This is a genomic window from Microbulbifer maximicatervae (SeqCode), from assembly GCF_056232625.1.
This window is the reverse complement of sequence record NZ_CP174324.1, coordinates 1,226,483-1,250,823: the sequence shown is the minus strand read 5'-3', so window position 1 is coordinate 1,250,823 and position 24,341 is coordinate 1,226,483. Positions and strand designations below refer to the sequence as shown.

Here is a 24,341-nt window from a genome sequence, read left to right as displayed (position 1 = left end):
GTATCGACGATAGATAGATCGAAAAACTAGCGCTTGTGCCATGACCCAACCGATAGAATTGCCAACTGGCTACTACCTGGACAATTTCAAAGCGTTGATTGAATTTGTTAGCCAACGTTATTCCTCGCTTCTTAGCACATCTGAGCAAGAGTTTTTCAAAACCTTCCAAGAGTTGGATATTTATAGTCAGCGTCTTTATGTACGCTTGCTATCTCGCAAAGGAGTGCCCTCCTCTAATGGGGCCCTTTTCCGCCTGGAGAAGCTTAGCTACGGTGAGATAGAGAGCATTGAAAGTGCCGCAGCTACTTTGGATCATGCTGGATTACTTTGCTATAACCCAGTGTTAACGTCACAAGAATATCTACCACTATTTACCAAAGCTGAATTGTTTGCGGCAGCTCCCCCGGATATACCCAAGTCGCTAAGTCGCCCTTCCCTTGAGCAACTATTGCTCGAAGAGTCCAGTTTGAGTGACTGGTTTGTGAAGTTGCTTTCTCAGCACCGGGTACTAGCCGTCCAGGGTGCTGAGCATTTCCAGACTTTCAAACTGTGTTACTTTGGCAACTTGAATCAGGATCTTACCGACTATGTATTGCGGGATCTTGGGCTTTATCGCTATGAGTCCTATCCGCTGGATAAGCAAAATCTCCCCTTTAAAAGCCGAGCACAAATTGATCAGTATCTGCTTTACTATCAATGCTTGGAGCTGTTAGAAGAGCCATTACTGGAAGATGCAGAAGCCATAATAGCCTTATCTGCTCAACTGCCAGAAGGTATTGATGGTGACTCAACCCTGGCTCGTCGGCTGGACAGAATACGTCTTAAGTTGGCACGGCAGCTTGAGCGGCTCAATGCTCTTGAGCAGGCCGATGCACTATATCAACTTTGTAAAACCCCTCCCGCCCGTGAGCGCCGCGCACGCATTGCCGTAAAGCAAGGGTACGACACTCTAGCATTGGAAATATGCGAGGAAATAATAGCCTCCCCTATGGACCAGGCAGAAACAGAGTTTGCTCTTAGCTTTGGTTACCGCACAGCCAAACGAAGTGGAGGCCTCAACAACTGGCAGGCACCTCATAAAATCCAAGCCCCCACTGAAGTGATAAGTTTGGCGCAGGGGGAAATCTGTGTTGAGCTACTGGTGGCAGAGCACCTTGAAGGTTCTAGTGGTGGTGAGTGTTTTTATGTAGAGAACACCCTATTCACCGGTGTGTTGGGCCTCTATATATGGGACATACTATTTGCACCTGTGCCTGGTGCTTTTTTCAATCCCTTCCAGGTAGCCCCAGCTGATTTTCGCACCGCGGATTTTTACTATTCCCGTCAAGCGCTATTCACCCAGCGATTGGCTGAAATAGAGCATGAGTCTTTGAAGTCCCGTGTCCTCGCTACCTTTGCTGAGAAACAAGGTATTGCCAACCCTTTGGTTGCTTGGGAGGTTTTGTCTACAGAACTACTTGAGGAGGCGCTGGATAGAATCCCACTAAGTCATTGGCGTTCAATTTTTGCTCGTATGCTCAGCGATATCACACAGAACAGAAATGGTCTGCCGGATCTCATTTTCTTTGCTCCCTCCGGTCACTATGAACTCGTGGAGGTTAAAGGTCCTGGGGATCGCTTACAAAAAAACCAAGAACGCTGGCTGGCGTTTTTTGCTGAAGAGGCGATCCCTCATCGGGTAATTCATGTGGAGTGGCGCTAGCTTTGGATAGCTTAGAGTCGGCTGAGACTTTGAATCTCTCTGTGGGAGAGCTAGTCGCTTTTTCCTGCCGCAGCGGGGATTTGATTCGGGAGCCAACTTCTGGGCCCTCTGCCCAGGAAGGGATTCGGGCTCATCAGAAGCTACAAAATCAGCGGCCCAAAGGCGCTGAGGCAGAGTACAAGCTCAAGACCCAAATAGATTGGATGGAACAGCAGGTTACTTTGAGCGGCCGGGTTGACATTTTTCACCCGAAAAGTGATTTGCATAAACCGGCTCAGCTGGATGAAATTAAGACCACTTATTTACCCCCATCGAAGTTGCCCGAAGCCACCAAGGAATTGCATTGGGCCCAGCTAAAAATTTACGGCTATTGCTACTTGGTAAATGAAGACGCTACAGGTGATACAGATACAGTTGCCCTGCAAGTTGTCTGGTATAACCTCAAGGAGCGCAAGGCCTATCCAGAGTGCATAGAGTACCGCTTTAGTGAGTTAAAGGCCTTCACTCTTGAGGCTCTCACAAAATATTTGTGTTGGCACAGGGCTTGGCAGGAACATCGGCAACAGCTTACTGATACGGCGAAACAGCTCGCTTTCCCTTTTCCACAATACCGCCCCGGCCAGCGCCAACTGGCAGTGGAAGCCTACCGGTATTTCCGGGACGGTGGTGAGCTGGTGGCTGAAGCACCCACGGGAACCGGCAAGACAATCAGCACCCTATTCCCAGCCATAAAGGCAATTGGCGAGGAAAAGCTGGATCAGCTGGTTTACCTGACAGCAAAGAATTCCGGTCGGCAAATGGTGCGGGAAACCATTGAGGCACTTCAGGCGAGTGGTTTGCAGTTATCTTTACTTGAAATTCAAGCAAGGGAAAAAACCTGTGCCTGTAACCTGGGGCTTTGTACCCGTGATGATGACGGCATCTGTCCGAGAACAAAAGGGTTTTATGATCGACTTCCAGTTGCAATGGATGCCCTGCTCGGCCGGCCCCAGTTAACTCCCAAAGAGATTGCTGATGTGGCGGATCAGCAGCAAATCTGTCCCTTTGAACTCTCCCTTCAAATATTGCCTTGGGTAGACTTGGTGGTATGTGATTTCAATTACGTGTTTGACCCTTTGGTACGCCTGACCAGTTTTCAGGATCAGCGCAATCGCCGCGCACTGTTAGTCGATGAAGCTCATAATTTGATCGACCGCGCCCAGGAAATGTACAGTGCAAAGTTATCCCGCCGTGATAGTCGCCGTGCAGCTAATGCTTGCAAAGGGCATTCTCCGACACTGCGGAGAAGTATCCAGTCTCTGGTTCGGGCAATTGAAAATTGGATCAAGCGATTGCGAGAAGTTGGCGTAGCTCAAAGTCGCAGTGCTTTTGAGGGGGGCGAAGTTTGGGTCACTGCAGCAACAGGTGAAGCAGAGAATCCAGAATCAGTTTCTCGAGCCGTGCAAAAAGTGCTCTCCACGGTCAGCCAACTGATGGAGAGCTCTCAGTCGCCCCCGGAGGAAATAGCGGAGTGGTTAAGGTCTGTCTATCGCTACGCCGTTATTGAACAGGAGCTTTGCGATCAGCATAAAGTCGTCACTCGGGTGATTAACCGGGATGCTCCCTGGCAGGAGCAGGAAATTAAGCTGCTGTGTTTAAATGCTGCACAGTTTTTACAGCGATCCTACCAGCATAGCCAGGCCGCTTTACTCTTCTCTGCGACTTTGCGCCCAGCTAGCTATATATATAGTCAACTGGGTGTAGGGCATGAGTCGCCCTACTTAAGACTGCCCTCGCCTTTTCAGCCGCAGCAACAGGGTGTCTTCCTGTGTCCATATATAGATACGCGCTACCAAGCCCGCGACCGCTCAATAGAGAACCTCGTCGACATTATTTCCCGTACCTTTTACAGCCGAGCAGGAAATTACCTGGTATTTTTTCCCTCTTATCGTTACCTGGAGCAAGTTGCTGAGAGTTTTAAGGCGAGATTCCCGAAAGTGTCCTTGTTACAACAGCTGCCGGGACAGGGAGAGACAGAGCGCGCTGAGTTTTTGTCTGGATTCAACGAAGGTAACAAGAGCCTTGGGTTTGCCATTATGGGGGGCATCTTTGGTGAAGGCATTGACTATGTTGGGGAGAAGCTGGTTGGCACTATTATCGTCGGTACTGGGCTCCCGCAAGTTAATGTTGAGCGGGAGCTACAGCGCGATGCTGCGGAAACCACTGGCATCCATGGATTTGACATCGCCTACCGCTATCCAGGGATAACTCGCGTACTGCAAACTGCCGGTCGGGTTATACGTTCCGAATCTGATAAAGGAGTGATCATTCTGGTAGATAGCCGCTTTTCAGAACCTTTTTATTGGCAGCTTTTTCCCGAGCACTGGCAACCGGTGATTTGTCGTAACACCGATCAATTAACCGGTAACTTAGAGCAGTTCTGGAGCTTGAGCTAATCCAGGTTTTTAGGATTTGTACTCCTTCAGCCCGAATTTCCCCAACACCCAAGCGATAAGCGTGCCGCTCAATATCCCTGCCGTATTGGCCGCGAAATCCAACCACTCACCCGTTCGATTCACGTAAGGTTGAAGTAACTCGATGCCACCGCTCCACAGCACAAAAAATAATCCTATTAGCCACCAGTAACTAGGCCTGCGTAGGGCGACGGGGAACATCAGTGCACTATAGGCAATTAAGTGATTGGTTTTGTCGGTGCCAGGTATATTGGGTACTTCGGGAAGTGGAAACAGGGATAGGCTCGTAATAATGCACAAAAACACCACTGTTAGCAGAATCCAGTAGTTGTAGACGAGCCTTAAGGGAAGTTGAATTATCATTTAAACCACGCAAGAATACGTCAAAAGGCCTGTAAACTTCTTTTAATATTACTTCGAGCTTGAGCATCAAAGTGACTGTGAAAGTAATCGGTGTGATAAAGCCTTTTCTGAGACAAAAATTCCCTTAATATTTCCCTGCGTTTCTTTTTGTAAATCATAATCGGTACCAGCCGATACTCTTTACGGACTTGTTTTTCATAAGCTTCGAAAACGCTTGTGCTGGCACCCAGGATCGTTAGGTCAATGTCGATAATTAGCTTTTCATCAATACTAACTGGCGTGTAATTGTGGCAGGTTGCCATAATCAATTGGTACACCCTATCCGCCCCTGTGGGACAATACCCGGAATCGATCAGGAACTTTTTTGCCCATAGAGCACTGTTTTCTTCATTCTTAGAGGAAAAAGGCTTGTAAATCGCATCGTGAAACCAGATAGCCAGCTCGACCTCATGGGGGTGCTCGGCAAGCTCTGCAACTTTATCAAAGTGCTTCAGCATCGCATCAATGTGATGCCCTGTATGATAATGCCTATGATTCTCTGCATACGAAGAAACTAACTTTTCGAAGCACTGAAGGGATTCAGGAAGATTGAGTGCCCCCATTAGGTTGAGCCATCTATTTTGGTTCATTGGCTAATCCTCGGAGCGTCATCTTTCCGAAAACCCGTAGCTTGTAAAGTGTTTTTCCCTGCCAATACCAAATAAAGCCATGCCTTTCTCCATCGATTCCCCAATAATACGATATGAATATGCCAGCCTTTTTCCCGTCGAGCACTATAACCACTGTAAAGGAGAGTATAGGCTTCTGGGTCACCGACTATTGATTCGGCAATGCTTCTTGCATGCTCAATGCCAAGTGAAACCATCTCACTAACCTACTCCTTACTTGGTTCTCCCTGGGATTTTGGAAAAACCAAGAGGTGGTAATTCGGTATTAAGTCTCTGCGAACCCTGATCAACCGGCAATTGTTCCCAGAGGCTAAAGTAATATTCCCGTTGTTGTCCGATGAATTGCCAAATACCCGCTGCTTCATAAATCCTCAGATACTTATTTACTTTTTTGTACCCGAGTACAAATTGAGAGCTGGCAAAGACGCTATTTGCGCCTATTCCCCATAGTAAGTATCGGGAGGCCACTCTGACAAGCCGCTGGCCACTTTATTGGGGAGACAAGCTGGCTTTGGCAGGCAAACTTTAAAGGCAGTTAGCCAACGTTGCGGTTAACTCCTGAGTTTTGAGGAAAGCTCGTTTAATCGAATCCCGGTGCCTTTTATCAGCAAATTCCTGGTACTCTGCATTGATTTCATGGAACTCCTCAACCCCCAAATAGCGGCTTAAGGTTCGGATATGTGGCCCCAGGTGATTCATTTGCTCACGGATTCCTCCTTGTCCAAAGCCAAACTCCCCGGCAGAGGTGATTAGCACCAGCTTTTTGCCAGACATAATAGGCTCTAAGGGGAAGTCACCACGGTCTAAATCAAAGGTGAACGTCTTGTTGATACGAACAACTTGATCGAACCAGGCCCTAAGTGCGGCAGGCATGCCGTAGTTATACATCGAAGTGGACATAACAATGATATCCGCCTGGGATAGCTCATCAATCAAGGTGTCAGAAAGCGCTACCAGGGACTGCTGCTCCTTGGTGCGATCCGCTTCAGGCGTAAAAACCGAGGCAATCCAATCTTGATTAATAAAGCCTGGTGGGTTTAAACCAACATCTCTATGGATAACTTTATCTTTAGGCCTCTTTTCTAGCCAGCTGCTTACAAAACTCGCGGCAACTGCTTTGGAGATTGAGGTATGCCTGGGGATATTCGCACTGTCTTGTGGTGCTGCTAAGCCGCTCCACTTCTGGGCACTAGCGTCAATATGTAATAGTGTTTTCAAAGTCTGGAACCTTTACTAAACCGTCTGAAGGTTCATCTATGGTGATGCCGGGGAGTATCCTTGACAAACGAGTTATTTCTTCTTATAGATGAGAAAAACTCATCTATAAGAGATTCCGATCGGTGTACCCAAACCTGCCCTCCCTCAACGCCCTCAAAGTATTCGATGCCGCCGCCAGACTGGGCAGTTTCAAGAGAGCTGCGGAAGAACTCTTTATAACACCGACAGCCGTATCACATCAGATAAAGGGTTTGGAGGAATCCCTGGGTACAACATTATTCGAGCGCAAAACCCGTGCTGTGCAGTTGACCAGTGAAGGGCAGATGCTCGCTCAAACTACCTCTCAAATTTTTCAGCAGCTCACTGAAATGGTGAGTGAAATAACGTGCTCAAAGAAAACACTGACCGTTAGTACGACTTCAAGCTTTGCTGCTATGTGGCTTGTGCCCCATCTGGAGAATTTTTATCAGAAATTTCCAGATATCATTGTTTCAGTAGTGACCGGGGAAGAAGTGAGTGATATCGAGCGAGATAGACGCATCGACATCGCTATTCGGTACGGGAAATATGATGAAAGTACAAAGAATGCTCTCCACTTGGCCACCGAAACAATCGGTGTCTATGCTGCACCAAGCTACCTGACTCAGATTAGGGATATTTCTGAAGCTCAACTTCTGGAAACAAAATGGGTCAATCCATCACTTCCACCGCTGAACTGGCAAACTCTCCTCAATAGAAATCTCGATGGTATTCGTGTGCGGCAGTTTGACCTGGAGCATCATGTGATCCAGGCAGCCCTAGCTGGCCAGGGTATTGCGTTAGTTAGCTCGTTTCTTGTTCAAAATGCTTTACGCAACCAATGGCTAGTTCCCTATAGAGGAGACTCCAAGCTTTCAGGGATCGAGGGATTTACCTATTCCGCATTAATACCTGGCCGCCATTCAAGAAATGGAAATGTGTTGGCTTTTGTAACCTGGCTGAAGGAAACACTACGCAATGCTCCCTATAGTTAGGTACATCCGACTGGCACTGAACTCACCTTCGGGCTTGCCGAGAGTAGGTATGTCCCTAACCTAAGCCTACAGCAAGAGCACAACATATTGTGTTTATCTATTAATCAGTGCGCCATATATAGTGATCTGGATCAATTGGTCTTCCTGCCTCTTCGATATGCTCTCCCCACAAATTGTGAGGAAGGCCGATGACCAGTACCGCTATACCCGACAGCGAAGCCGCACCAGCTTCAAAACAGATTTCGCAGGTAAGTTCAGATCAACTGTTGGTGCGTAAGCGAGATGGCAGGACATTGGCTTTTGATGCTCGCAGGATCACTTTGGCTCTTCTTAGTGCTGGCCAGGCAACGGAATCTTTTGATCAACAGGAAGCGGAACAACTTACCGAATCTGTCCTTAAAGTGATCAAGCACCGCTTTGATAGTGGTGAGCCCATTGATATTGAAGAGATTCAGAATATTGCTGAACAGGTATTGATCAATAACGATTACATTGATACTGCTCGCGCCTATATCGCTTATCGGGGGCGGCATGCGCAAATGCGCACTGATCGGCAAACACTGGTGGATGTCGGTGCTTCTATTGAAGAGTATTTAGAGCAAGCGGATTGGCGAGTTGCAGCCAATGCGAACCAGGGATATTCCCTCGGGGGATTGATCCTGAACAGCGCAGGTAAAATGATTGCCAACTATTGGTTAAATCATGTTTATTCCCCTGAGATCGGCGCAGCACACCGGGATGGCGATTTACACATCCACGACCTGGATATGTTGGCTGGATATTGTGCAGGTTGGTCGCTGCGCACCCTATTACATGAAGGGTTGAATGGTGTTCCGGGAAAAGTCGAATCAGCACCGCCGGCCCACTTGACCAGCGCGGTCGGACAGATTGTTAACTTTCTTGGAACACTTCAAAACGAATGGGCGGGCGCGCAAGCATTTAGCTCTTTCGATACCTATCTTGCGCCTTTTGTGCGCAAGGACCAGCTGGACTACGCGACCGTACGCCAGTGCATTCAGGAGTTGATCTTTAACCTGAATGTGCCATCCCGCTGGGGTACCCAGACCCCCTTTACTAATCTCACTTTCGATTGGGTTTGCCCCCAGGATTTGCGCGAGCAGGTGCCTGTGATTGCCGGCCAGGAAATGCCCTTCACCTATGGCGACCTGCAAGAGGAAATGGATCTAATCAACCGCGCTTATATCGAAGTCATGAGCGAGGGGGATGCGCGCGGTAGGGTTTTTACTTTCCCTATTCCCACATACAACATCAGTGAGGATTTCCCTTGGGAGAGCGAAAATGCTGAGCGGCTGTTTGCCATGACCGCTCGCTACGGTCTGCCCTATTTCCAAAACTTTATAAATTCAGACCTGAGCCCAAACATGGTTCGTTCCATGTGCTGCCGCTTACAGCTTGATCTACGCGAATTGTTAAAGCGTGGCAACGGCCTCTTTGGCTCCGCCGAACAGACAGGTTCGCTCGGCGTAGTAACTATCAACTGTGCCCGCCTTGGATATCTCTATAAAGGAAACTGGCAGCTTCTGCTCTCCCAGCTGGACAAACTGCTGATACTTGCCCGTGATTCACTTGAAGTGAAACGGAAAGTCATCCAACGGCATATGGATGCAGGTCTGTTTCCTTACACTCGCCGCTACCTGGGGACACTGCGCAACCACTTCTCCACGATCGGGGTGAACGGCATCAATGAAATGCTGAGAAACTTTAGTGGCGACAACAAAAGTGTGGTTACGGAAGATGGGAAAGAACTGGCCGAGCAATTACTCGACCATATCCGTATGCGCATGACTGAATTCCAGGAAAAAACCGGGCATCTCTACAATCTGGAGGCAACTCCGGCAGAGGGCACTACTTATCGGTTTGCCCGCGAAGATCGCAAACGTTACCCGGATATTATGCAGGCAGGTAGTAGTGAAGCGCCCTACTACACCAATTCATCCCAGCTACCAGTGGGCTTTACCGATGATCCCTTCGAGGCCCTGGCCCGACAGGAATCCCTCCAATCCCGTTACACCGGTGGCACTGTGCTTCATCTTTATTTGGGCGAACAGTTGCCTGATGCCGATAGTTGCCGCCGCTTATTGCGGCGTGCTCTGGAAAACTACCGCCTGCCCTATATCACCGTGACGCCGAGCTTTTCTATTTGCCCGGTCCATGGATATCTGAGCGGTGAACACGAATTCTGCCCTCGCTGTGATGAAGCTCTCCTGGCCCGAGAGCAATCCTGTTGTAGCGACTAAACCAAACTTTCAAGGAGAAAGACCATGAGCCAACAAGACACTTTATTGAGAGAAGAAGATCGCACCCGCTGCGAGGTATGGAGCAGGGTTATGGGCTACCACCGCCCAGTTTCATTTTGGAATCCGGGAAAACAATCCGAGCACCGGGAGCGCCAATTCTTTGTGGCGGACAACAGCAGGAATGCACTAAAAACTTATGAGTAATAAGTTACGTGTCGGTGGATTCACGTCGTTTACGGCAATCGACTTCCCCGGCGAGTTGGCAGCGGTGGTTTTTTGCCAGGGATGCCCCTGGCGCTGCCGCTACTGCCATAACGGTGATCTACTACCTGCGCGAGCACCCAGTGCCTATGACTGGGATCAGATCCTCACATTTTTAGACAGTCGCCGGGGCTTGCTGGACGCCGTTGTGTTTTCTGGTGGAGAACCCACCGCCCAGAGTGCCCTGGAGCCGGCGATTGCCCAAGTCAGGGAGCTGGGATTCAAGGTCGGGCTGCATACTGCGGGAATCTACCCCCGCAGGCTCGAACGTCTGATCCAAAGTCTTGATTGGGTGGGGTTGGATATCAAAGCGATGCCGGAAACCTACCCATCTATTACAGGAGTCGATGGCAGTGGCGTGGCCCCCTGGCAATGTGCGAAGCTTCTCGCTCAGTCGAAGATACCTCTGCAAGTGCGCCTTACCAGGCATCCGAGCCTCACAACTGATACTGAACTGAACCAAATACGGGGGAAACTTAACGATATTGGTATTGAAAAGTTGGAGGTCCAGCGCTGCAATAGTGAGCAGGCTATAGATCAGACGTTGAGGTTCTTAACTTGAATGATAAAACCTAGTTTAGCTGTGCTAATGCGTCAGGAATCGGGGTTTCGCCCCCAATGAATTCAAAAACCGCACCGACCGTTTTGGGCTCATCCAGCGCAGTGGTAATTACCTCTGCAACATCGGCTCGGCTGATCTCTATGTCTGGCCCAGCAAATAAATCGCTTATGCTGATTAACCCCGTTCCCAATGTGTCAGTTAGGGCACCAGGTCTCAATATCGTGTAATCGAGGCCACTTTTTTTTACATATTCATCTGCTATATGTTTGGCTTTTAGATAGGGTTGGAGCTTTTCAGGCCCCTGCTCTGGTCGCCCGGCAAAAATGGAACTCAATAGAATAAAGCGCGATATACCCGCGCTTTTCGTTGCATCACAAAGATGGATAGCACCATCCCGATCCACAGACTCCAATGCTTTACCCTTGGAGCCCGCAACAAAAATGACTGCATCTTGCCCCTTTACCGCATTGTTTAGGGACTCCTTCCTTGTCAGATCTCCAAGAATGGGACGCGCACCTGTACTACGCAAATTATCTTGCTGGGATTCCGTGCGGACCATAGCGGTTACCTCGTGCCCCTTGCCGACAAGTTTACCCACAAGGATTTGACCGATTGCACCGTTAGAGCCCGCCACAAGTACTTTCATTGCTCTGCCCACGTCTATATTGCGCTACTTAGAAGTACCGTATCAGCTTTTGATTGACAAACTCTTTAATACCTAGTTCTCCCAGCTCCCGGCCATAGCCGGATTTCTTCACTCCTCCCATAGGCATACTGGCGTAGCTTGAAGCGGCATGGTTCACGAAGGCAGTACCACATTCCAACTGTTCCGCGACACGGCGGCCTCTTTCATGGTCCTGGGTATAGACAGAACCACCCAGGCCAAAGGGGCTATCATTGGCCAGCTTAACCGCTGCCTCCTCATCGGGAACTACCCAAACACAAGCGATGGGGCCGAACAACTCCTCTACGGCTGCCGGGGAACCAGCGGGTATTTCAGTTAATATACCCGGCTCGATAAATGCGCCATTGCGCTTACCCCCCACTAGCAGTTGGGCGCCAGCCTTAACGGACTTGCTGACTTGATCCTCCAGTTGCTCAGCAGCCTTCTCGGTACATAACGGACCGTAATCTGTGCTTTCTACAAGAGGATCACCGGGTTTCAGCGCTTGGAACAACTTGGTAGCTCGGTCTAGGAATTCTTCAGCAATGGGCTCAGTTAGAATGATTCTCTTCGCAGCCAAACATATCTGCCCGCAATTGCCCAGCTTTCCCTCTGCAAATCGCTGTATCGTTAAATCCATATCCGCATCTTCGAGCACGATAAATGGATCAACACCACCCAGCTCCATAACAGTTTTCTTTACATTGCGGCCAGCTTGCTCTGCGACCATTGCCCCGGCGGCATTGCTGCCAGTAAAGGAGATTCCTTTGACCCTATCGTCATCAATAATGGAGGCTGCTCCACCGGATGTAATCGGTAGATTGGTATAGACCCCTTCCGGTACCCCTGCGTCAAACAACAGCTGTGCGAAGGCTTCGGCACACTGGGGAACATTAGAGGCATGTTTAGTAAGTACAACATTGCCGGCGATTAAGTTGGCGGCGGTAAAGCGAGCCGGTTGGTAGAAGGGAAAGTTCCATGGTTGGATGCCGTAGACCACTCCTAAGGGCTGGAAGACTAAAGTGCCCTCCCCTTCGCGGGTGGAAAGTTGCTGTGGAGCTAAGATTTTTTCGCCCTCTTCGGCGTAGTAGTCAAAAATTTCAGCACAAAGTGCCAATTCACCTTGACCATCACTGAGCTTCTTACCCATCTCTAACGCCATCAGGCGGGCAAGATCTTCGGATCGCTCCTCAAATAGGTTGCTTGCACGTTTTAGTATCACTGCTCGATCACTAAAACTTCGGTTTCTCCAGCTTACAAAGGCTTTGTCTGCGCGACCGATCGCCTTGTCGAGATCCTCTTGTGACATTTCGTGATAAGTCTTCAGAGTTTTACCGTTCAAGGGGTTGACGGAAATCAGTGGACGTTTTGACTTTGTCATGAATAGACTTCCAACGGTTGCTTTGGGAACCGCTAAAGAACTATTTGGAATAGTACCAGTGCGGCATCTACGAGTGTTTGCAAAAGTGTAGTTGCTGAGGTTTGGCATACCACTGCTTGATCGATCAGCTAAAGCCACATCATTCTTTCTTATAGACAGCTGATAGGCTGCAATCTTTGGTGAATAGCGCTTAAAGCTAATGGAACACCATTAAGAAATTTAGGTACTTTACGAATACCACCGTGGCATAAAGATCAACTGCGGAGCTTTTAGAACATACTGACTGCATAGAATCAAATCTGCTCAAACAAGCTGCATGATATTCATCGTTAAGTCACTAGCCCTTTTGAAACAAGCTTTAATTCACAAACTATAATCGCAGGGCTTAGTAGCTCTTACTTCCTTATCAGTGCTTGATTGCAGGTCTATGAACGTTTTCTGCTTATTAAAGCCTTTGTAACAGGACCGTAAGAGCGACAGCAGCCGCTTCAAGGATCACAGTGTGGCCAAATAATCGGTTAAGCTACTATGGATAACAACGCCCTGTATAAAAAGAAACAGCTAACACCTGAAGAAGCAGTTAATTTAATCCCAGACGATAGCGTTATTTCTATCGGCATGCGCACCGCTAGCCCACCAGCCCTACTTTCAGCACTAGAGAAGCATATTCGAAATGGATTTATCACACATTTAAAAGTCTATTATATGCGCTGTGGGAAGGTCGCGACGGAAACTATTTTTCAAGAAGATCTAATGGACCGGGTTAGGCCTTACTCTTCAATGCTAACTAAAGACGAAGTTAAATTAGCAAATGCTGGATTTTCAAAAGGGGAAAAATATATTAACTATGTCCCTATATCTTTTAGTCGATACCCTCAAATAATCAGAGAGCAAGTTAAAATAGATGCTTTCCTGGTAACTGTGGCGCCGATGGATAAGCATGGTTATTTCAATTTTGGTACTAATGGTGATTATGCTATTGAGTTGTCGCGCCACGCAAATCGATTAATTGTGGAAGTGAATGAAAATATGCCACGTACAGCGGGGGCCACCCTGTTGCACATTAGTGAAGTGGATGCCATTGTTGAAAACACTATGGAATTAGCGGAGGAATCTCCAAAAGAGATTACCGATTTAGATAGGAAAATTGGTGACTACATTGTTCCGTTAATACCTGATGGCGCAACTATCCAAATGGGTATTGGTGCTATTCCGAATGCAGTTTGTGAACAACTAACTAAAAAGAAAGATCTGGGCATTCATACCGAGGTGATAACACCAGGTATGATTAAGCTTATTAAGTCTGGAGCAGTAACTAATGCCCGAAAGACAATTAACCCTCATGTGAGCGTATTCACTTTTGCAGCTGGAGACAAAGAACTATTTGACTTTATAGATGGCAATCCATCTATGTTCTGCCTGCCTGTGTCATATGTGAATGAACCCCAAATAATAGCCCAGATCGATAATATGATTTCAGTTAACTCATTTATTGAGATTGATTTCAGTGGACAGGTCAATGCGGAATTCATTGGACATCAATTCTCGGGTGTTGGCGGGCAACTGGATTTCGTGAGGGGAGTTTACTACTCAAAAAATGGGAAGACTATTCTGGCCAGTAGCTCAACGGCACAGCGTGGTAAAACCTCCAGGATAGTTCCACGTTTGAAATCTATCACCACAGACTCTCGGTTAGATATCGATTACGTGGTAACCGAGTACGGATCTTGCAGACTTATGGGGAAATCAACCACAGAGCGGACCCTTGCCTTGATTGAAATCGCACACCCTAAATTCCGTAAAAGCTTATTGGAGCAGGCCAAAGAGCAAAACTTTATTTGAGCGATACAATGATTAATTTAAAGCTTTTCCCCGCATTGTTATTCACCCCAGGAAACCAACCGGAACGCTTTGCTAAGGCGTCTGAAGTTGGGGCAAATGGAATAATTGTTGATCTTGAAGATAGCGTACCAGTGGAGGACAAAGATAGAGCCAGGGATATCGCGATCGATTTTTATTCAAGGTCAAGGTCGAATGGTGTTATAAGTGCAATTCGGATAAATAGTTTGTCAACGATCAATGGAATAAAAGATTTGGCCGAAATTATAGATAAAAAGCCATTTATAGATGTGCTGCTTTATCCGAAAACAGAATCTCAACATGATATCAACCTTATCAGTGAGCTCTTGAGTGAAGCCTATAAGGATATTTCGATTATAGCTTTAATTGAAACCGCTCAGGGAACATCTAATTTATATGATATCGTTAACTGTAGTTCTGAAAAATTACAAGGTTTGATGTTTGGGGCCGCTGATTATGCAGCCGATCTGAATTGTGAATGCTCCCCACAAGCACTCATATGGGCGCGTATGAAAATGGTCGAAGCTGCCGCACTCAAACAGATAGCTTGTTATGACTCCCCCTGTTTTAACTTTAAGGATGAAGGTGGACTAGTTAATGAACTCAATGAGGCTCAATCGCTTGGCTTTAGTGGCAAGGCAGCTATTCACCCTAAACAGGTAAAAACTATCAAGTTATCTTTTAGGCCCACACTAGACCAGTATAAGGAAGCAAAGGAAATCGTTCGCATCTACAATGAATCCTCAGGTAAAGCCTGCCAATATGAAGGCCGAATGATAGATATCCCGATCTATTCTAAGGCTCAGCAAATAATCTCAAACTTTAATAGTCTTAGCTAAAGGCTACTCCAGCGCAAATCTGCCAGTGCTCCGGGTATATCCAAGCGAACTTACAATCACTCAATCAAGGAGGTAATCTTAAATGGAATTTAACCCCTATAAACAGATTGACAACAATCGATATCGCGAAGATTTTGGCTTCTACTTCGAGGACTTTGTAGAAGGTATCATTATCGAGCACCGCCCAGGTAGGACACTGACGCGAACAGACAATACCTGGATGACCCTGTTAACTATGAATACAGCGCAACTCCATTTTGATGCCCATTACGCAGAGAGCACTGAATGGAACCTTCCATTAGTAGATAGTACTCTGACATTGGCTATTGTCACGGGTATGACTGTAAATACTATTAGCAAGAAAGTTGTTGCCAATCTTGAGTGGGACAAAGTTAAACTGCTCAAACCTGTTTTTGAAGGTGACACGGTTTATGCAGAAAGTGAGGTCATTTCTAAGCGTGAATCCAAGTCTAGACCAACACAGGGTATTGTTAGCGTAGAAACCCGTGGTATTAATCAGCGAGGAGATAATTTTATGAGCTTTCAGCGAACAGTTCTGGTTTATAAGAAAGGCCACGCTCCTAATTATGAAATCAAAAAATAACCTAACAGAAAGGCTATCTCATTGGTATATATGCACTTCTTTAAGCCGATGTCCGATTAGACTCACTTCAATGAAAATGAAGGTATTGATGTTATAAAAGTAAGATTACAAAAAGTTGCAATATAAAATAACGGTTGTGCTAGATAGTTTTTACCTCCGTATATTTTTCGATTCTTGCCTCCGCAGCAAGAAGTGGATTCAACTTTGCAATGATGGTTTTTAAGTGATCTGTATTCCAATGCTTCATTTCAGCTTCAGAAGACTCCCAAACTTCTAGTGTAGTGAAAACATTGCCTTCATCCAGTGAGGGTAAAATTTTATAGGATAAACAGCCAGACTCTTGTTCTGACTTACACGCCAGCTCGATTAAAAGTGCTGATGCCTGAGAAGTATATTGTGGGTGAACTGTGACTTTTGCCATAACGATTAAATTAGTCATATGATCTCGGTACATAACGATTAGTATTGTGAAATTAAGGAGCCTCTGAATAACTCTGTAATGCCTCTGCGGGTCTTGAAGGCTGCAGATGTTAGGCGCAGCTCGCCGTGAATGGCCGTAGGCAACGCAGCAGCTGTGGCCTTCAAGGCCCGCTCTTCGGAGCTTACAGAGCGATGCATACTCCGCGTTGCGACTTCTTGAAAGGTCTAGACATTCCTGCGAAGCCGCGCCTTGATTGTGAACCAGAGGTATCACGTAGTTATTCAGAGGCTCCTTAAGACGTGCGCTTTACTACCAACAGTACGCCAACAACCATCATGGCGAGACCGATAAGGCGCTTGGTATCCAAACTGGTTTGCTGCGCACCCAGTAACCCAAAATGGTCGATAACGCTAATGGCGAACAGTTGCCCCAGAAGAACGAAAGATACTGCGTTACCCACGCCATACCTTGGCGACACCCAAGTCACACTCAGTATATAGAAAGCTACTAGAATCCCACCCAAGTAAAAGTACCAGGCAATACCTTTGCTAAAAACAGCACTGGGTAACCCCTCCGTTTTCAAGAGATAGGCCGCGGAGATTACAAGTCCAACGAGAAATAGCAGTGTAGTAGCCAGGGCTGAACTACCAAGCTTAATACCGAGACCACTATTCAGCGTGGCCATTATCGGTATACCAATGCCTGCAATAAGCATTAGAGACGGGTAGATAACTGCATTTTGCACTACGGGACACCTCTACTTAGAATCACGAGCCGACCCCAGAGGGGCCGGCCAGGCCATGTATTAGCTGGCAAGCTGTTTGGCGATGGCAACACCAACACCGTGTGCACTTGCTGGGTTCTGGCCGCTAATCACTCGCCCATCTTCAATAACAAACTCCTGCCAAGGTTGTACTTTGTTGTAGCGGGCAGCGCCCCTCGCCAAAGATTCTTCCAGCAAAAATGGGATGTCATTAATGGTGCCGAAGTCAATCTCCTCCTCACGAGTGAAGCCGGTGACAGACTTGCTAGCCAAAAGCTTTTCGCCATTGCTCAGGGTGATAGGCAGGAAACCAGCGGGACCGTGGCACACTGCGGCCAATGTGCCACCCTCTTCGTAGATCTCGGCACTTAGCTTTGCGAAGTCTTCGTTAGTTGCCAAGTCAGAAAGCAGACCAAATCCGCCGGGGTAGAATACTGCATCATAGTCTGCAGTATTCAGTTGGCTCATAGGGATGGTGTTATTGATACGGTTTTGGAAATCTGAATCATTAAGCACATTTTGGTTGATGTCGTCACCTTCGATGTCAGTGCCATAGAGTGGTGCTTTCCCCCCTTTAATAGAGGCGATGTCATAGTCGAGTCCATTCTCCATAAATACGTGAATCGCGTGAGTCAACTCAGGTGAGTAAGTGCCATTTGCCTGGTCAGTTTCACCAAGAGTGGCGTGGTTGGTCACTGGAATAAGTACTTTCTTCATGTTTCTTTCCTCTGTTGGTCAGCATTCAGTGGGGAGGGATTGTAGATTGTCCCTCTTCTGCTGATAATGCGTAAAATCTGTTAAATACCTTTGCAGAATGGCAATAGTCGAGATTGAGAAACATGGAAAATTTTGACGGCATAGTCGAGTTTGTAGCGGTGGCAGAAAGCCAAGGTTTCTCAGCGGCTGCCAAGCAACTTGGCTGCAGTACTAGCCATGTGAGTAGGCAGGTCTCCCGTCTGGAGGAGCGCTTGGGTTCATCCCTTTTGGCCCGCTCAACACGTCAGGTAAGTCTGACCCAAGCCGGGACCGCCTATTACCAGCGGTGTAAAGAGTTAGTGATTGGCCTTCAACAGGCGAATGAGCAGGTTAGCCAGCAACAGTTTCAGCTCAATGGAACACTAAGAGTTAGCGGTGCTGGTATCTTTGCTGAGCAATATGTTGCCCCTGCCCTGATGGAGTTTGGCTTGAAACACCCGGGGTTGAAAATCGACATGGACTTCAATAGCAGGATGGTCAATTTCGTCGAGGATGGGATTGATTTTGCCATACGCTATGGTCGCCTTGAGGATTCCGGCTTAGTTGCTCGTAAACTGGCCGACCGCCAAATGATGGCTGTCGCAAGCCCGAGTTACCTGAAAGAAAATGGTATACCCAATCACCCCGATCAACTAAAAACGCAGAGTTGCTTGGTGGCTAACAATGATGAATGGGTTTTTGACCTGAATGGAGAGCCTGTAAGCGTAAAGGTTAGTGGGCGCTGGAGAACAAATAATGCCCATGCGATCGTGAAAGCTAGTGAGCAAGGCCTGGGTATAGCTTATATGCCCAAAAGCAGTTTCAGTGGTTCAATTCAACAGGGCTTACTGGAGCCTATCTTGGAATCTTTTTGTGGGCGCGGAGCCAGTAGCTGGATCGTGTATCAGAATCGTCGCTTTTTACCCATGCGAGCGCGAATGGCGATTGACTATTTGGTTGATTACTTTTCTAACTGGGTTGAATAGAAATCAATTGGGTTCGTTGAAAGGAATAGAAGCACTTCCCATTTCTTGCAAACCTTCAATCCAGAGGATTAATATCCAGCCTCCTCCAATCGACTGGCATTGATTATGGTCCTGACCAGGGCATTTTATCGCAGTGGTCACACTGCAACCCAGCAACGACAACCCGTTTCGTTTGTGGATGTCAGGAAGCGATTCGGCTTTCGCTCAATTGCTGTTGGCCGATGGGTCACTCGCGAGGAGCGCGATCGGGCCGCTGGGCTTTTTTATGATGCACTTGTTGATCTAATGACCATTCTTCAAGGACCGGAAGCGTTGGTATCTCTACGAGGTACATTGTCTTTCCAATATGGAATCGGCGGGCGCCCGGGGATGGCTGCCTTTTATGACCCTACTGCCCGGAGCTTTTCTCTTGCCAAGAATGCGGGGCCTGGCTCTATTGCCCATGAATGGTTTCATGCATTTGATCATTACTTGGCCCAAAAAGCGTTCAGTGATACGCCCAGTACCATGTATGCCTCAGAGGCCTGGTTGCGGAATGCAACTCCAGTGCCCCACCCGCTCAATGACTTACTTTTTACGTGCTTTAAAACTGTGATGCTGGATGAGAGTGGTAATAACCCCAGTGACTTGGTGACTGCTTCCATCAGTGCCGATAAAGCAAATGGTTCTGTCTACTACAGTGAGCCTGTAGAGCTGAGTGCTCGGGCTTTCGAAGCATTTATTCAGGATGCCAGTATCAACAATAATTTTTTGGTTGCTGGCTCAAAGGCTAGTCAAGAGGCAAAGTTGGGACTATATCCACAGGGGCAGCAACGCAAAAGAATTAACCAGGCTTTCACAGCCTATTTTTCCTATTTAGGACGAAGCCTTAGGGCTTCCACAAGTAGAGACAATGACGTCAACTCTTAGAAATACCTTTCTTCTGGGCACGGCCCTTCTCGCTGGTGTAGTCGCTTGGGTATGGGCTGAGCTTTCAAAAAGCTATGAATTGATTGCAATAGCCAGCGATCCCGTGTTGTCAGCGGAGCGTGGATTCTTTGATGCGGAAGATGATTTCACTCATAAACGGGCTGAGTTCGTGGATGTTTATTCTCCAGGGGTTGGCCATGTAACGCCCGGGATACTAGAAGAAGACTTGCAAGGTAAGTATGCTGAATTCAGACCTCAGGAAACATTTTTCTTATGTGGAACCGGCTTCCATATTGAAGATTACGCTCTGGATAGCGAGCAGCACAAACACAATAAATTTTACGCTCAAGCATACAATGCCAAGTTACTACAGCTGATTACCCATTCAGCTTCAGAGTGATCATTGACCGGCTCCTGATCAATTCAACTAACCATATTTAGCCATTGCCCATTGTGGTAATTTGCTCTGCATCATTTTGCAAACAGCCAGTGTCTTCATGAGCCAAAAATTGCCCTCACAATTTAATATCCTAATCGTCGAAGATGATCGAGGCCTAAACGACCAACTTAGTGAGATGATCCAAGATGCAGGGTATCAGGTGAATACCTGCTTTGATGGGCATACCGCGCTTTTGAAAGCTACAAAGCACCAACCACAGTTAATTCTGCTCGACTTAATGCTGCCAGAAATGGACGGGATTTCCCTACTCAAGATTTTACGCAAAACCAGTCAGGTTCCAGTGATTATCCTCACCGCGAAGGGGGCAGAAGAAGAAAGAATCACTGGCCTGCGCCACGGGGCAGATGATTATGTGGCTAAACCGTTTAATCAGACTGAACTCTTGTTGCGCATTGAGGCGTTATTGCGCCGCAGTCAGCCGGCGCAGACGGAGAACGTCGACCATGCCGAGATCGACAATCTACTGCTCGATTTGAATACCCAGCAAGTTTTTGCAGGCGACTCTCCAATTGAATTCACAGCGATTCAATTCAAATTGCTGTGGGAGCTAGCGATACACCGCGGTGAAGTATTGAGCAAGGCATATCTTTCCCAGCAGGTCCTCAACCGCACTTTGGGTGCCTACGATCGCAGTTTGGATATGCACTTGAGCCGGGTCAGACGCAAACTAACGAGTGTAGGCTGGCGTGGAGACCGCTTACAAACGGTGCATGGCAAGGGATACTGTTTGAAATGAACCGGAAACTTTTTTGGAAACTCTGCTTACTGACTACTGCCGGTATCGTTGCCCTCTTCTATCTGATCAACTCCCTAACTATCCGCACCGAGGAACAGATGAGCCTGCTAGAAACTTCTCACCGGGAGGAGTTAAAGCAGTGGGGCAAAGATGCGGAGATGTACTTTCTCACTGGCAACAAAGCTGAATTGGAGCAATGGTTGTATATGCTCCAGAAACGAGAGAATACCTGGGCCACTGTTACTCAGTATGAGGTAACCCACATCGCAGGAGAGAGAGGGAATGAGCATCGCTACATCGGATATAACTTAGGCCGCGATGTAGATTGGAAAGTCCACCTCTATTTTGCGGACAATCCGGTAATGGAGATCCCATTTGAAACAGAGAGAACCAGCTTGCTGATACTGCTTCCGGATAGGATGCGCCCTGGTAGCTACTGGCAAACTACCCGACTGGCACTGCAAATACTGTTACCCATGGGCATTCTAGCTTTCATTTCCCTGATGCTATACCGCCACATTATGAACCCCCTACGGAAGTTGGAGCAGGCAACAAGGGAATTCAGTCGAGGAAATTTTGATGTTCGTGTCCATCGCCAGTTAGGCAATCGCAACGATGAGATCTCTGAACTTGCCAAAACTTTCGATCAGATGGCCACCCGAATTGGCGAGCAAATCGTCAACCAGCGCCAGTTGATTGCTGACCTTTCCCACGAACTACGAACGCCCCTAACTCGCTTGGACATTGCCATCGAAGGTGCAGGTAACCGTTATTCAAGTGATCGAAATATCCAAAGGATTCAGCGGGAATCCTCTCATATCCGACATTTGGTTGAGGACACCCTCACTCTCGCCTGGCTAGATAATGAGCAACCCACTATGGGCAACGAAGACCTGGACTTGGTAGACCTTATCGATGTTATTGTTGAGGATGCTCGTTTTGAATTCCCCAACCGCACTATCTGCACCCACTTGCCGGACTCGGTGGAAATAAGACAATCCAACCATCAAGCTGTTGGTCAGGCCCTGGAGAATATTCTACGCAATGCGATGCGTTATACCCCGAAGGGGCAAGCTGTTCATGTTCTTCTGGAGCAGACCGCAGAAAATAAAGTCATTATTGATATCGAAGACTCGGGACCCGGAGTTCCAGAGGATCTGTTGGGTAGTATCTTTAAGCCCTTTTTCAGGGCGGATCAATCACGCACCTCAAAATCAAAAAATTTTGGGCTTGGTTTAGCTTTAGCACGACGCCAACTGAAGAGTGTTGGTGCAACTGTGGAAGCCTCCAATCGTCCCGCAGGGGGCTTGTGCATGAGAGTGACTCTTCCCTCTCAATTTTCTGGATGCTTAGAGCCAGCTTAGGCTAAAGCGGACATCAAATGTAACAAATGCAACACCGCTGTACTTTGCGAGTCGCAATAGGAATAATTCGCATTTGCAAATAAGTAACTCTGCGAAGGACAGCCAAATGGCCCGCAACATTTCTCATAGCAAACACGCGTTACTCCCCTTGATGGTATCCAGCGTCCTGGCTTCTGGCATTAGTCAGGCACAGGAAGTAAAAGAGCGAGAGACTACCACTGAACCCCCTTTGGAAACCGTGGTCGTTGTCGGCGTCGCTACAGATACCGAGATTACACCTGAAGAACTCGACATCCAGCAGGCAAATGATCTCAGCGATATATTTCGCCAGATACCCTCCGTATCTGTTGGTGGGTCACTGGGTATTGCGCAAAAAGTCTATGTCCGCGGTATGGAAGACACACTTCTTAATGTGACTGTTGATGGTGCTCCACAAACAAGCACCCTCTTCCATCATATTGGTCGGGTATCAATAGAACCGGAGCTATTGCAGAAAGTTGAAGTGCAAGCTGGTGCTGGTGAAGCTACCAGTGGGGCCGGTGCCATTGGCGGTGCTATCCGCTTTAAGACCAAAGATGCGGATGATCTACTAGATGACGGTGAGCAGTTTGGCGCAATAGTGAAAGGCGCTTTCTTTAGTAATGATGGTGAGAAAGCCAGTGCTTCGGTATATGGAAAGATTACTGACAATTGGGGGCTGCTCGGGTCATTTGTGACCGTTGATCGCGATAATATGGAAGATGGCGACGGTGACATTATCCACGGCTCAGCTTCCGATCAAGATCTCGCCTTTATAAAGTTGAGTGGCGATTTGTCTGAAAATCAAAAACTGAGTATCAGCTTTGAACAGCGGGAAGAATCAGGCGAGTTCAGTAGACATCCCAACTGGCCCGCCCTGCAAGGCGAAACTCTTTACCCGATGGAAGCCGAACGCCAGACCTTTGTCATAAACCACCAATTTGCCCCCAGTGCACTGGTCAATTTAGAAACAACGGTTTACCACACCACATCAGAAGTTTGGCGGGAGCTATGGGACTACGTTGCTTCCGTGGAATCCATCGGTTTTGATTTACGTAATACCAGCAGTGTTGGTCAACATACCATCACCTATGGCATTGAAGCCCGTGAGGATGAAGTGGAAGGGGTGGAGGGAGGCCTCAACTCCTGGCTTGAAGAAGGACATGTTCGTGGAGCTTATATCCAGGATCATTGGCAGGCTACGGACGCGCTATTGCTAAGTTTTGGACTTCGTTACGACGAATACGAGCTGGAACAAGTGACTCATGATGACGAGACGGATAGCCAGGGTTTCAGTCCCAATATTGGAATGAGTTATTCGCTTACCGATGCACTCACCTTTACTGCGGGTCATGCAACAGCGATGCGCGGCAAGGAGGTTGGAGATGGGTTTACTCTGTGGTCGGCAACTCTTGATCCTGACCTGGATGCTGAGACGGTCGACAATACCGAGTTGGGGCTAGAATACAGCCTGGACGGCCTTCAACTAAAAGCCGCTATCTATCGCAGCACTATCGATGACGTTATTTTTGATCAGGTCGGGCGTCCCGTTTATTATGAAAATATTGGTGAGCTGGAAACTGAAGGGTTTGAACTCAGCGCCTCATATGTTTGGGATCAGTTAATCATCAGTGCCGCATTCAGCCACAATGATTCGGAATTGAATGGAGAGACTGTAGAGGGGTATGAGCACAACGGTTTAGCAAATGCTCGCGGCGATACATGGAACCTGACCACCAGCTATGCTATTACACCGAAATTAGAGTTGGGCTGGAATTTTACACTGGTACAAGACTTAAATGATATTGAGGTTTTACACCGCTCAGTAGAGGTCGACGACGATGTCGACAGTATCCAAGAGGTTGACAAGCCCGGTTACCAAGTACACGATCTTTACTTGCACTGGGAACCACTGGCAGATGACAGTCTGAATGTGAATTTAGCGGTTCAAAACCTGTTTAATGAGCACTATCGGGATCACTCCAGCGTAGCAGATTATACAGATATTACCGGGTTTGGTAGCGTAGCCGGAATTTATGAGGCAGGCCGCGATATCAGGTTATCAGTAGACTACCGCTTCTAATTTCCTTTATTTGTTTTATT

21 protein-coding genes and 1 pseudogene are annotated in these 24,341 nt (G+C 47.6%); 14 read left to right on the top strand and 8 right to left on the bottom strand.

All coding sequences use genetic code 11. From position 1 onward, the window contains the following. The first annotated feature begins 40 nt into the window (after positions 1–40). Both ACJJI6_RS05480 and ACJJI6_RS05475 read left to right on the top strand, forming a co-directional pair. Entirely contained in the window at positions 41–1,702 is a 1,662-nt protein-coding gene (locus ACJJI6_RS05480; protein WP_475712744.1) for a VRR-NUC domain-containing protein, read from the top strand. A gap of 2 nt (positions 1,703–1,704) precedes the next feature. Continuing rightward, positions 1,705–4,137: an ATP-dependent DNA helicase gene (locus ACJJI6_RS05475; RefSeq protein WP_475712743.1), complete on the top strand. Its 2,433-nt coding sequence runs from the start codon at positions 1,705–1,707 to the stop codon at positions 4,135–4,137. Between the two features lie 9 nt (positions 4,138–4,146). Here the strand turns inward: ACJJI6_RS05475 and ACJJI6_RS05470 are convergent, their stop codons facing one another. The 3 genes from ACJJI6_RS05470 to ACJJI6_RS05460 all read right to left on the bottom strand — a co-directional run bounded on the left by ACJJI6_RS05470 (position 4,147) and on the right by ACJJI6_RS05460 (position 6,404). Next, complete coding sequence (locus ACJJI6_RS05470; protein WP_445354217.1) at positions 4,147–4,518, bottom strand: VanZ family protein; 372 nt, start codon at positions 4,516–4,518, stop codon at positions 4,147–4,149. 20 nt (positions 4,519–4,538) lie between these two features. Continuing rightward, positions 4,539–5,147 (bottom strand): HD domain-containing protein, encoded by a 609-nt coding sequence (locus tag ACJJI6_RS05465; protein ID WP_475710209.1) that lies wholly within the window; start codon positions 5,145–5,147, stop codon positions 4,539–4,541. A gap of 564 nt (positions 5,148–5,711) precedes the next feature. Further along, the gene (locus ACJJI6_RS05460) at positions 5,712–6,404 is read right to left on the bottom strand and encodes an FMN-dependent NADH-azoreductase (RefSeq protein ID WP_475712742.1); all 693 of its coding nucleotides are present in this window, start codon (positions 6,402–6,404) and stop codon (positions 5,712–5,714) included. A 122-nt stretch (positions 6,405–6,526) separates the two neighbouring features. Here ACJJI6_RS05460 and ACJJI6_RS05455 point away from each other — a divergent pair, with 122 nt between their 5' ends. The 3 genes and pseudogenes from ACJJI6_RS05455 (at position 6,527) to ACJJI6_RS05445 (ending at position 10,498) form a co-directional block, all read left to right on the top strand. Then, positions 6,527–7,417, top strand: coding sequence for a LysR substrate-binding domain-containing protein (locus tag ACJJI6_RS05455; RefSeq protein ID WP_475712741.1), 891 nt, complete (start codon positions 6,527–6,529; stop codon positions 7,415–7,417). 188 nt (positions 7,418–7,605) lie between these two features. Then, positions 7,606–9,879, top strand: a pseudogene (locus ACJJI6_RS05450) (ribonucleoside triphosphate reductase). Beyond that, a complete protein-coding gene (locus ACJJI6_RS05445) occupies positions 9,872–10,498 on the top strand; it encodes an anaerobic ribonucleoside-triphosphate reductase activating protein (RefSeq protein WP_475712740.1) in 627 nt (208 codons plus the stop codon). Before ACJJI6_RS05450 ends, ACJJI6_RS05445 begins: the two are co-directional and overlap by 8 nt. Positions 10,499–10,508: 10 nt before the next feature. Here the strand turns inward: ACJJI6_RS05445 and ACJJI6_RS05440 are convergent, their stop codons facing one another. Next, positions 10,509–11,144, bottom strand: coding sequence for an SDR family oxidoreductase (locus ACJJI6_RS05440; protein WP_475712739.1), 636 nt, complete (start codon positions 11,142–11,144; stop codon positions 10,509–10,511). 28 nt (positions 11,145–11,172) lie between these two features. Next, positions 11,173–12,543: an NAD-dependent succinate-semialdehyde dehydrogenase gene (locus ACJJI6_RS05435; protein ID WP_444927808.1), complete on the bottom strand. Its 1,371-nt coding sequence runs from the start codon at positions 12,541–12,543 to the stop codon at positions 11,173–11,175. A gap of 528 nt (positions 12,544–13,071) precedes the next feature. Between ACJJI6_RS05435 and ACJJI6_RS05430 the strand changes: the two genes are divergently transcribed. The 3 genes from ACJJI6_RS05430 to ACJJI6_RS05420 all read left to right on the top strand — a co-directional run bounded on the left by ACJJI6_RS05430 (position 13,072) and on the right by ACJJI6_RS05420 (position 15,846). Next, entirely contained in the window at positions 13,072–14,385 is a 1,314-nt protein-coding gene (locus ACJJI6_RS05430) for an acetyl-CoA hydrolase/transferase family protein (protein WP_475712738.1), read from the top strand. Positions 14,386–14,393: 8 nt separating this feature from the next. After that, positions 14,394–15,242 carry an HpcH/HpaI aldolase/citrate lyase family protein gene (locus tag ACJJI6_RS05425; RefSeq protein WP_475712737.1) on the top strand — a complete coding sequence of 283 codons (849 nt, stop codon included), beginning with the start codon at positions 14,394–14,396 and terminating at the stop codon, positions 15,240–15,242. An 82-nt stretch (positions 15,243–15,324) separates the two neighbouring features. Next, a complete protein-coding gene (locus ACJJI6_RS05420) occupies positions 15,325–15,846 on the top strand; it encodes a MaoC/PaaZ C-terminal domain-containing protein (RefSeq protein WP_475712736.1) in 522 nt (173 codons plus the stop codon). Between the two features lie 139 nt (positions 15,847–15,985). Here ACJJI6_RS05420 and ACJJI6_RS05415 read toward each other — a convergent pair whose 3' ends face one another. The 3 genes from ACJJI6_RS05415 to ACJJI6_RS05405 all read right to left on the bottom strand — a co-directional run bounded on the left by ACJJI6_RS05415 (position 15,986) and on the right by ACJJI6_RS05405 (position 17,747). Continuing rightward, entirely contained in the window at positions 15,986–16,285 is a 300-nt protein-coding gene (locus ACJJI6_RS05415) for a putative quinol monooxygenase (protein ID WP_444917146.1), read from the bottom strand. A gap of 274 nt (positions 16,286–16,559) precedes the next feature. Beyond that, complete coding sequence (locus ACJJI6_RS05410) at positions 16,560–17,012, bottom strand: DMT family transporter (RefSeq protein WP_475712735.1); 453 nt, start codon at positions 17,010–17,012, stop codon at positions 16,560–16,562. Positions 17,013–17,072: 60 nt separating this feature from the next. After that, positions 17,073–17,747, bottom strand: coding sequence for a type 1 glutamine amidotransferase domain-containing protein (locus ACJJI6_RS05405; RefSeq protein WP_475712734.1), 675 nt, complete (start codon positions 17,745–17,747; stop codon positions 17,073–17,075). A gap of 122 nt (positions 17,748–17,869) precedes the next feature. Between ACJJI6_RS05405 and ACJJI6_RS05400 the strand changes: the two genes are divergently transcribed. From ACJJI6_RS05400 to ACJJI6_RS05375, 6 genes are all read left to right on the top strand, one after another. After that, a complete protein-coding gene (locus ACJJI6_RS05400; protein WP_475712733.1) occupies positions 17,870–18,751 on the top strand; it encodes a LysR family transcriptional regulator in 882 nt (293 codons plus the stop codon). Positions 18,752–18,856: 105 nt separating this feature from the next. Beyond that, the gene (locus ACJJI6_RS05395; RefSeq protein WP_475712732.1) at positions 18,857–19,660 is read left to right on the top strand and encodes a CLCA_X family protein; all 804 of its coding nucleotides are present in this window, start codon (positions 18,857–18,859) and stop codon (positions 19,658–19,660) included. Continuing rightward, complete coding sequence (locus ACJJI6_RS05390) at positions 19,644–20,060, top strand: hypothetical protein (protein ID WP_475712731.1); 417 nt, start codon at positions 19,644–19,646, stop codon at positions 20,058–20,060. Before ACJJI6_RS05395 ends, ACJJI6_RS05390 begins: the two co-directional genes overlap by 17 nt. 97 nt (positions 20,061–20,157) lie before the next feature. Continuing rightward, positions 20,158–20,856 carry a response regulator transcription factor gene (locus tag ACJJI6_RS05385; protein ID WP_475712730.1) on the top strand — a complete coding sequence of 233 codons (699 nt, stop codon included), beginning with the start codon at positions 20,158–20,160 and terminating at the stop codon, positions 20,854–20,856. Beyond that, on the top strand, positions 20,853–22,220 hold the full coding sequence (locus tag ACJJI6_RS05380) for a sensor histidine kinase (RefSeq protein ID WP_475712729.1): 1,368 nt from the start codon (positions 20,853–20,855) through the stop codon (positions 22,218–22,220). Before ACJJI6_RS05385 ends, ACJJI6_RS05380 begins: the two co-directional genes overlap by 4 nt. Positions 22,221–22,326: 106 nt before the next feature. Further along, a complete protein-coding gene (locus ACJJI6_RS05375) occupies positions 22,327–24,321 on the top strand; it encodes a TonB-dependent receptor (protein ID WP_475712728.1) in 1,995 nt (664 codons plus the stop codon). The last annotated feature ends 20 nt before the right edge of the window (positions 24,322–24,341 follow it).

What these genes read in the sequence shown, in the direction of transcription:
- ACJJI6_RS05480 (WP_475712744.1), top strand. Translation starts at nt 41, where the DNA reads ATGACCCAACCGATAGAATTGCCAACTGGCTACTACCTGGACAATTTC.
- ACJJI6_RS05470 (WP_445354217.1), bottom strand. Translation starts at nt 4,518, where the DNA reads ATGATAATTCAACTTCCCTTAAGGCTCGTCTACAACTACTGGATTCTG.
- ACJJI6_RS05465 (WP_475710209.1), bottom strand. Translation starts at nt 5,147, where the DNA reads ATGAACCAAAATAGATGGCTCAACCTAATGGGGGCACTCAATCTTCCT.
- ACJJI6_RS05445 (WP_475712740.1), top strand. Translation starts at nt 9,872, where the DNA reads ATGAGTAATAAGTTACGTGTCGGTGGATTCACGTCGTTTACGGCAATC.
- ACJJI6_RS05440 (WP_475712739.1), bottom strand. Translation starts at nt 11,144, where the DNA reads ATGAAAGTACTTGTGGCGGGCTCTAACGGTGCAATCGGTCAAATCCTT.
- ACJJI6_RS05435 (WP_444927808.1), bottom strand. Translation starts at nt 12,543, where the DNA reads ATGACAAAGTCAAAACGTCCACTGATTTCCGTCAACCCCTTGAACGGT.
- ACJJI6_RS05430 (WP_475712738.1), top strand. Translation starts at nt 13,072, where the DNA reads ATGGATAACAACGCCCTGTATAAAAAGAAACAGCTAACACCTGAAGAA.
- ACJJI6_RS05425 (WP_475712737.1), top strand. Translation starts at nt 14,394, where the DNA reads ATGATTAATTTAAAGCTTTTCCCCGCATTGTTATTCACCCCAGGAAAC.
- ACJJI6_RS05420 (WP_475712736.1), top strand. Translation starts at nt 15,325, where the DNA reads ATGGAATTTAACCCCTATAAACAGATTGACAACAATCGATATCGCGAA.
- ACJJI6_RS05415 (WP_444917146.1), bottom strand. Translation starts at nt 16,285, where the DNA reads ATGACTAATTTAATCGTTATGGCAAAAGTCACAGTTCACCCACAATAT.
- ACJJI6_RS05405 (WP_475712734.1), bottom strand. Translation starts at nt 17,747, where the DNA reads ATGAAGAAAGTACTTATTCCAGTGACCAACCACGCCACTCTTGGTGAA.
- ACJJI6_RS05400 (WP_475712733.1), top strand. Translation starts at nt 17,870, where the DNA reads ATGGAAAATTTTGACGGCATAGTCGAGTTTGTAGCGGTGGCAGAAAGC.
- ACJJI6_RS05395 (WP_475712732.1), top strand. Translation starts at nt 18,857, where the DNA reads ATGGTCCTGACCAGGGCATTTTATCGCAGTGGTCACACTGCAACCCAG.
- ACJJI6_RS05390 (WP_475712731.1), top strand. Translation starts at nt 19,644, where the DNA reads ATGACGTCAACTCTTAGAAATACCTTTCTTCTGGGCACGGCCCTTCTC.
- ACJJI6_RS05385 (WP_475712730.1), top strand. Translation starts at nt 20,158, where the DNA reads ATGAGCCAAAAATTGCCCTCACAATTTAATATCCTAATCGTCGAAGAT.
- ACJJI6_RS05380 (WP_475712729.1), top strand. Translation starts at nt 20,853, where the DNA reads ATGAACCGGAAACTTTTTTGGAAACTCTGCTTACTGACTACTGCCGGT.
- ACJJI6_RS05375 (WP_475712728.1), top strand. Translation starts at nt 22,327, where the DNA reads ATGGCCCGCAACATTTCTCATAGCAAACACGCGTTACTCCCCTTGATG.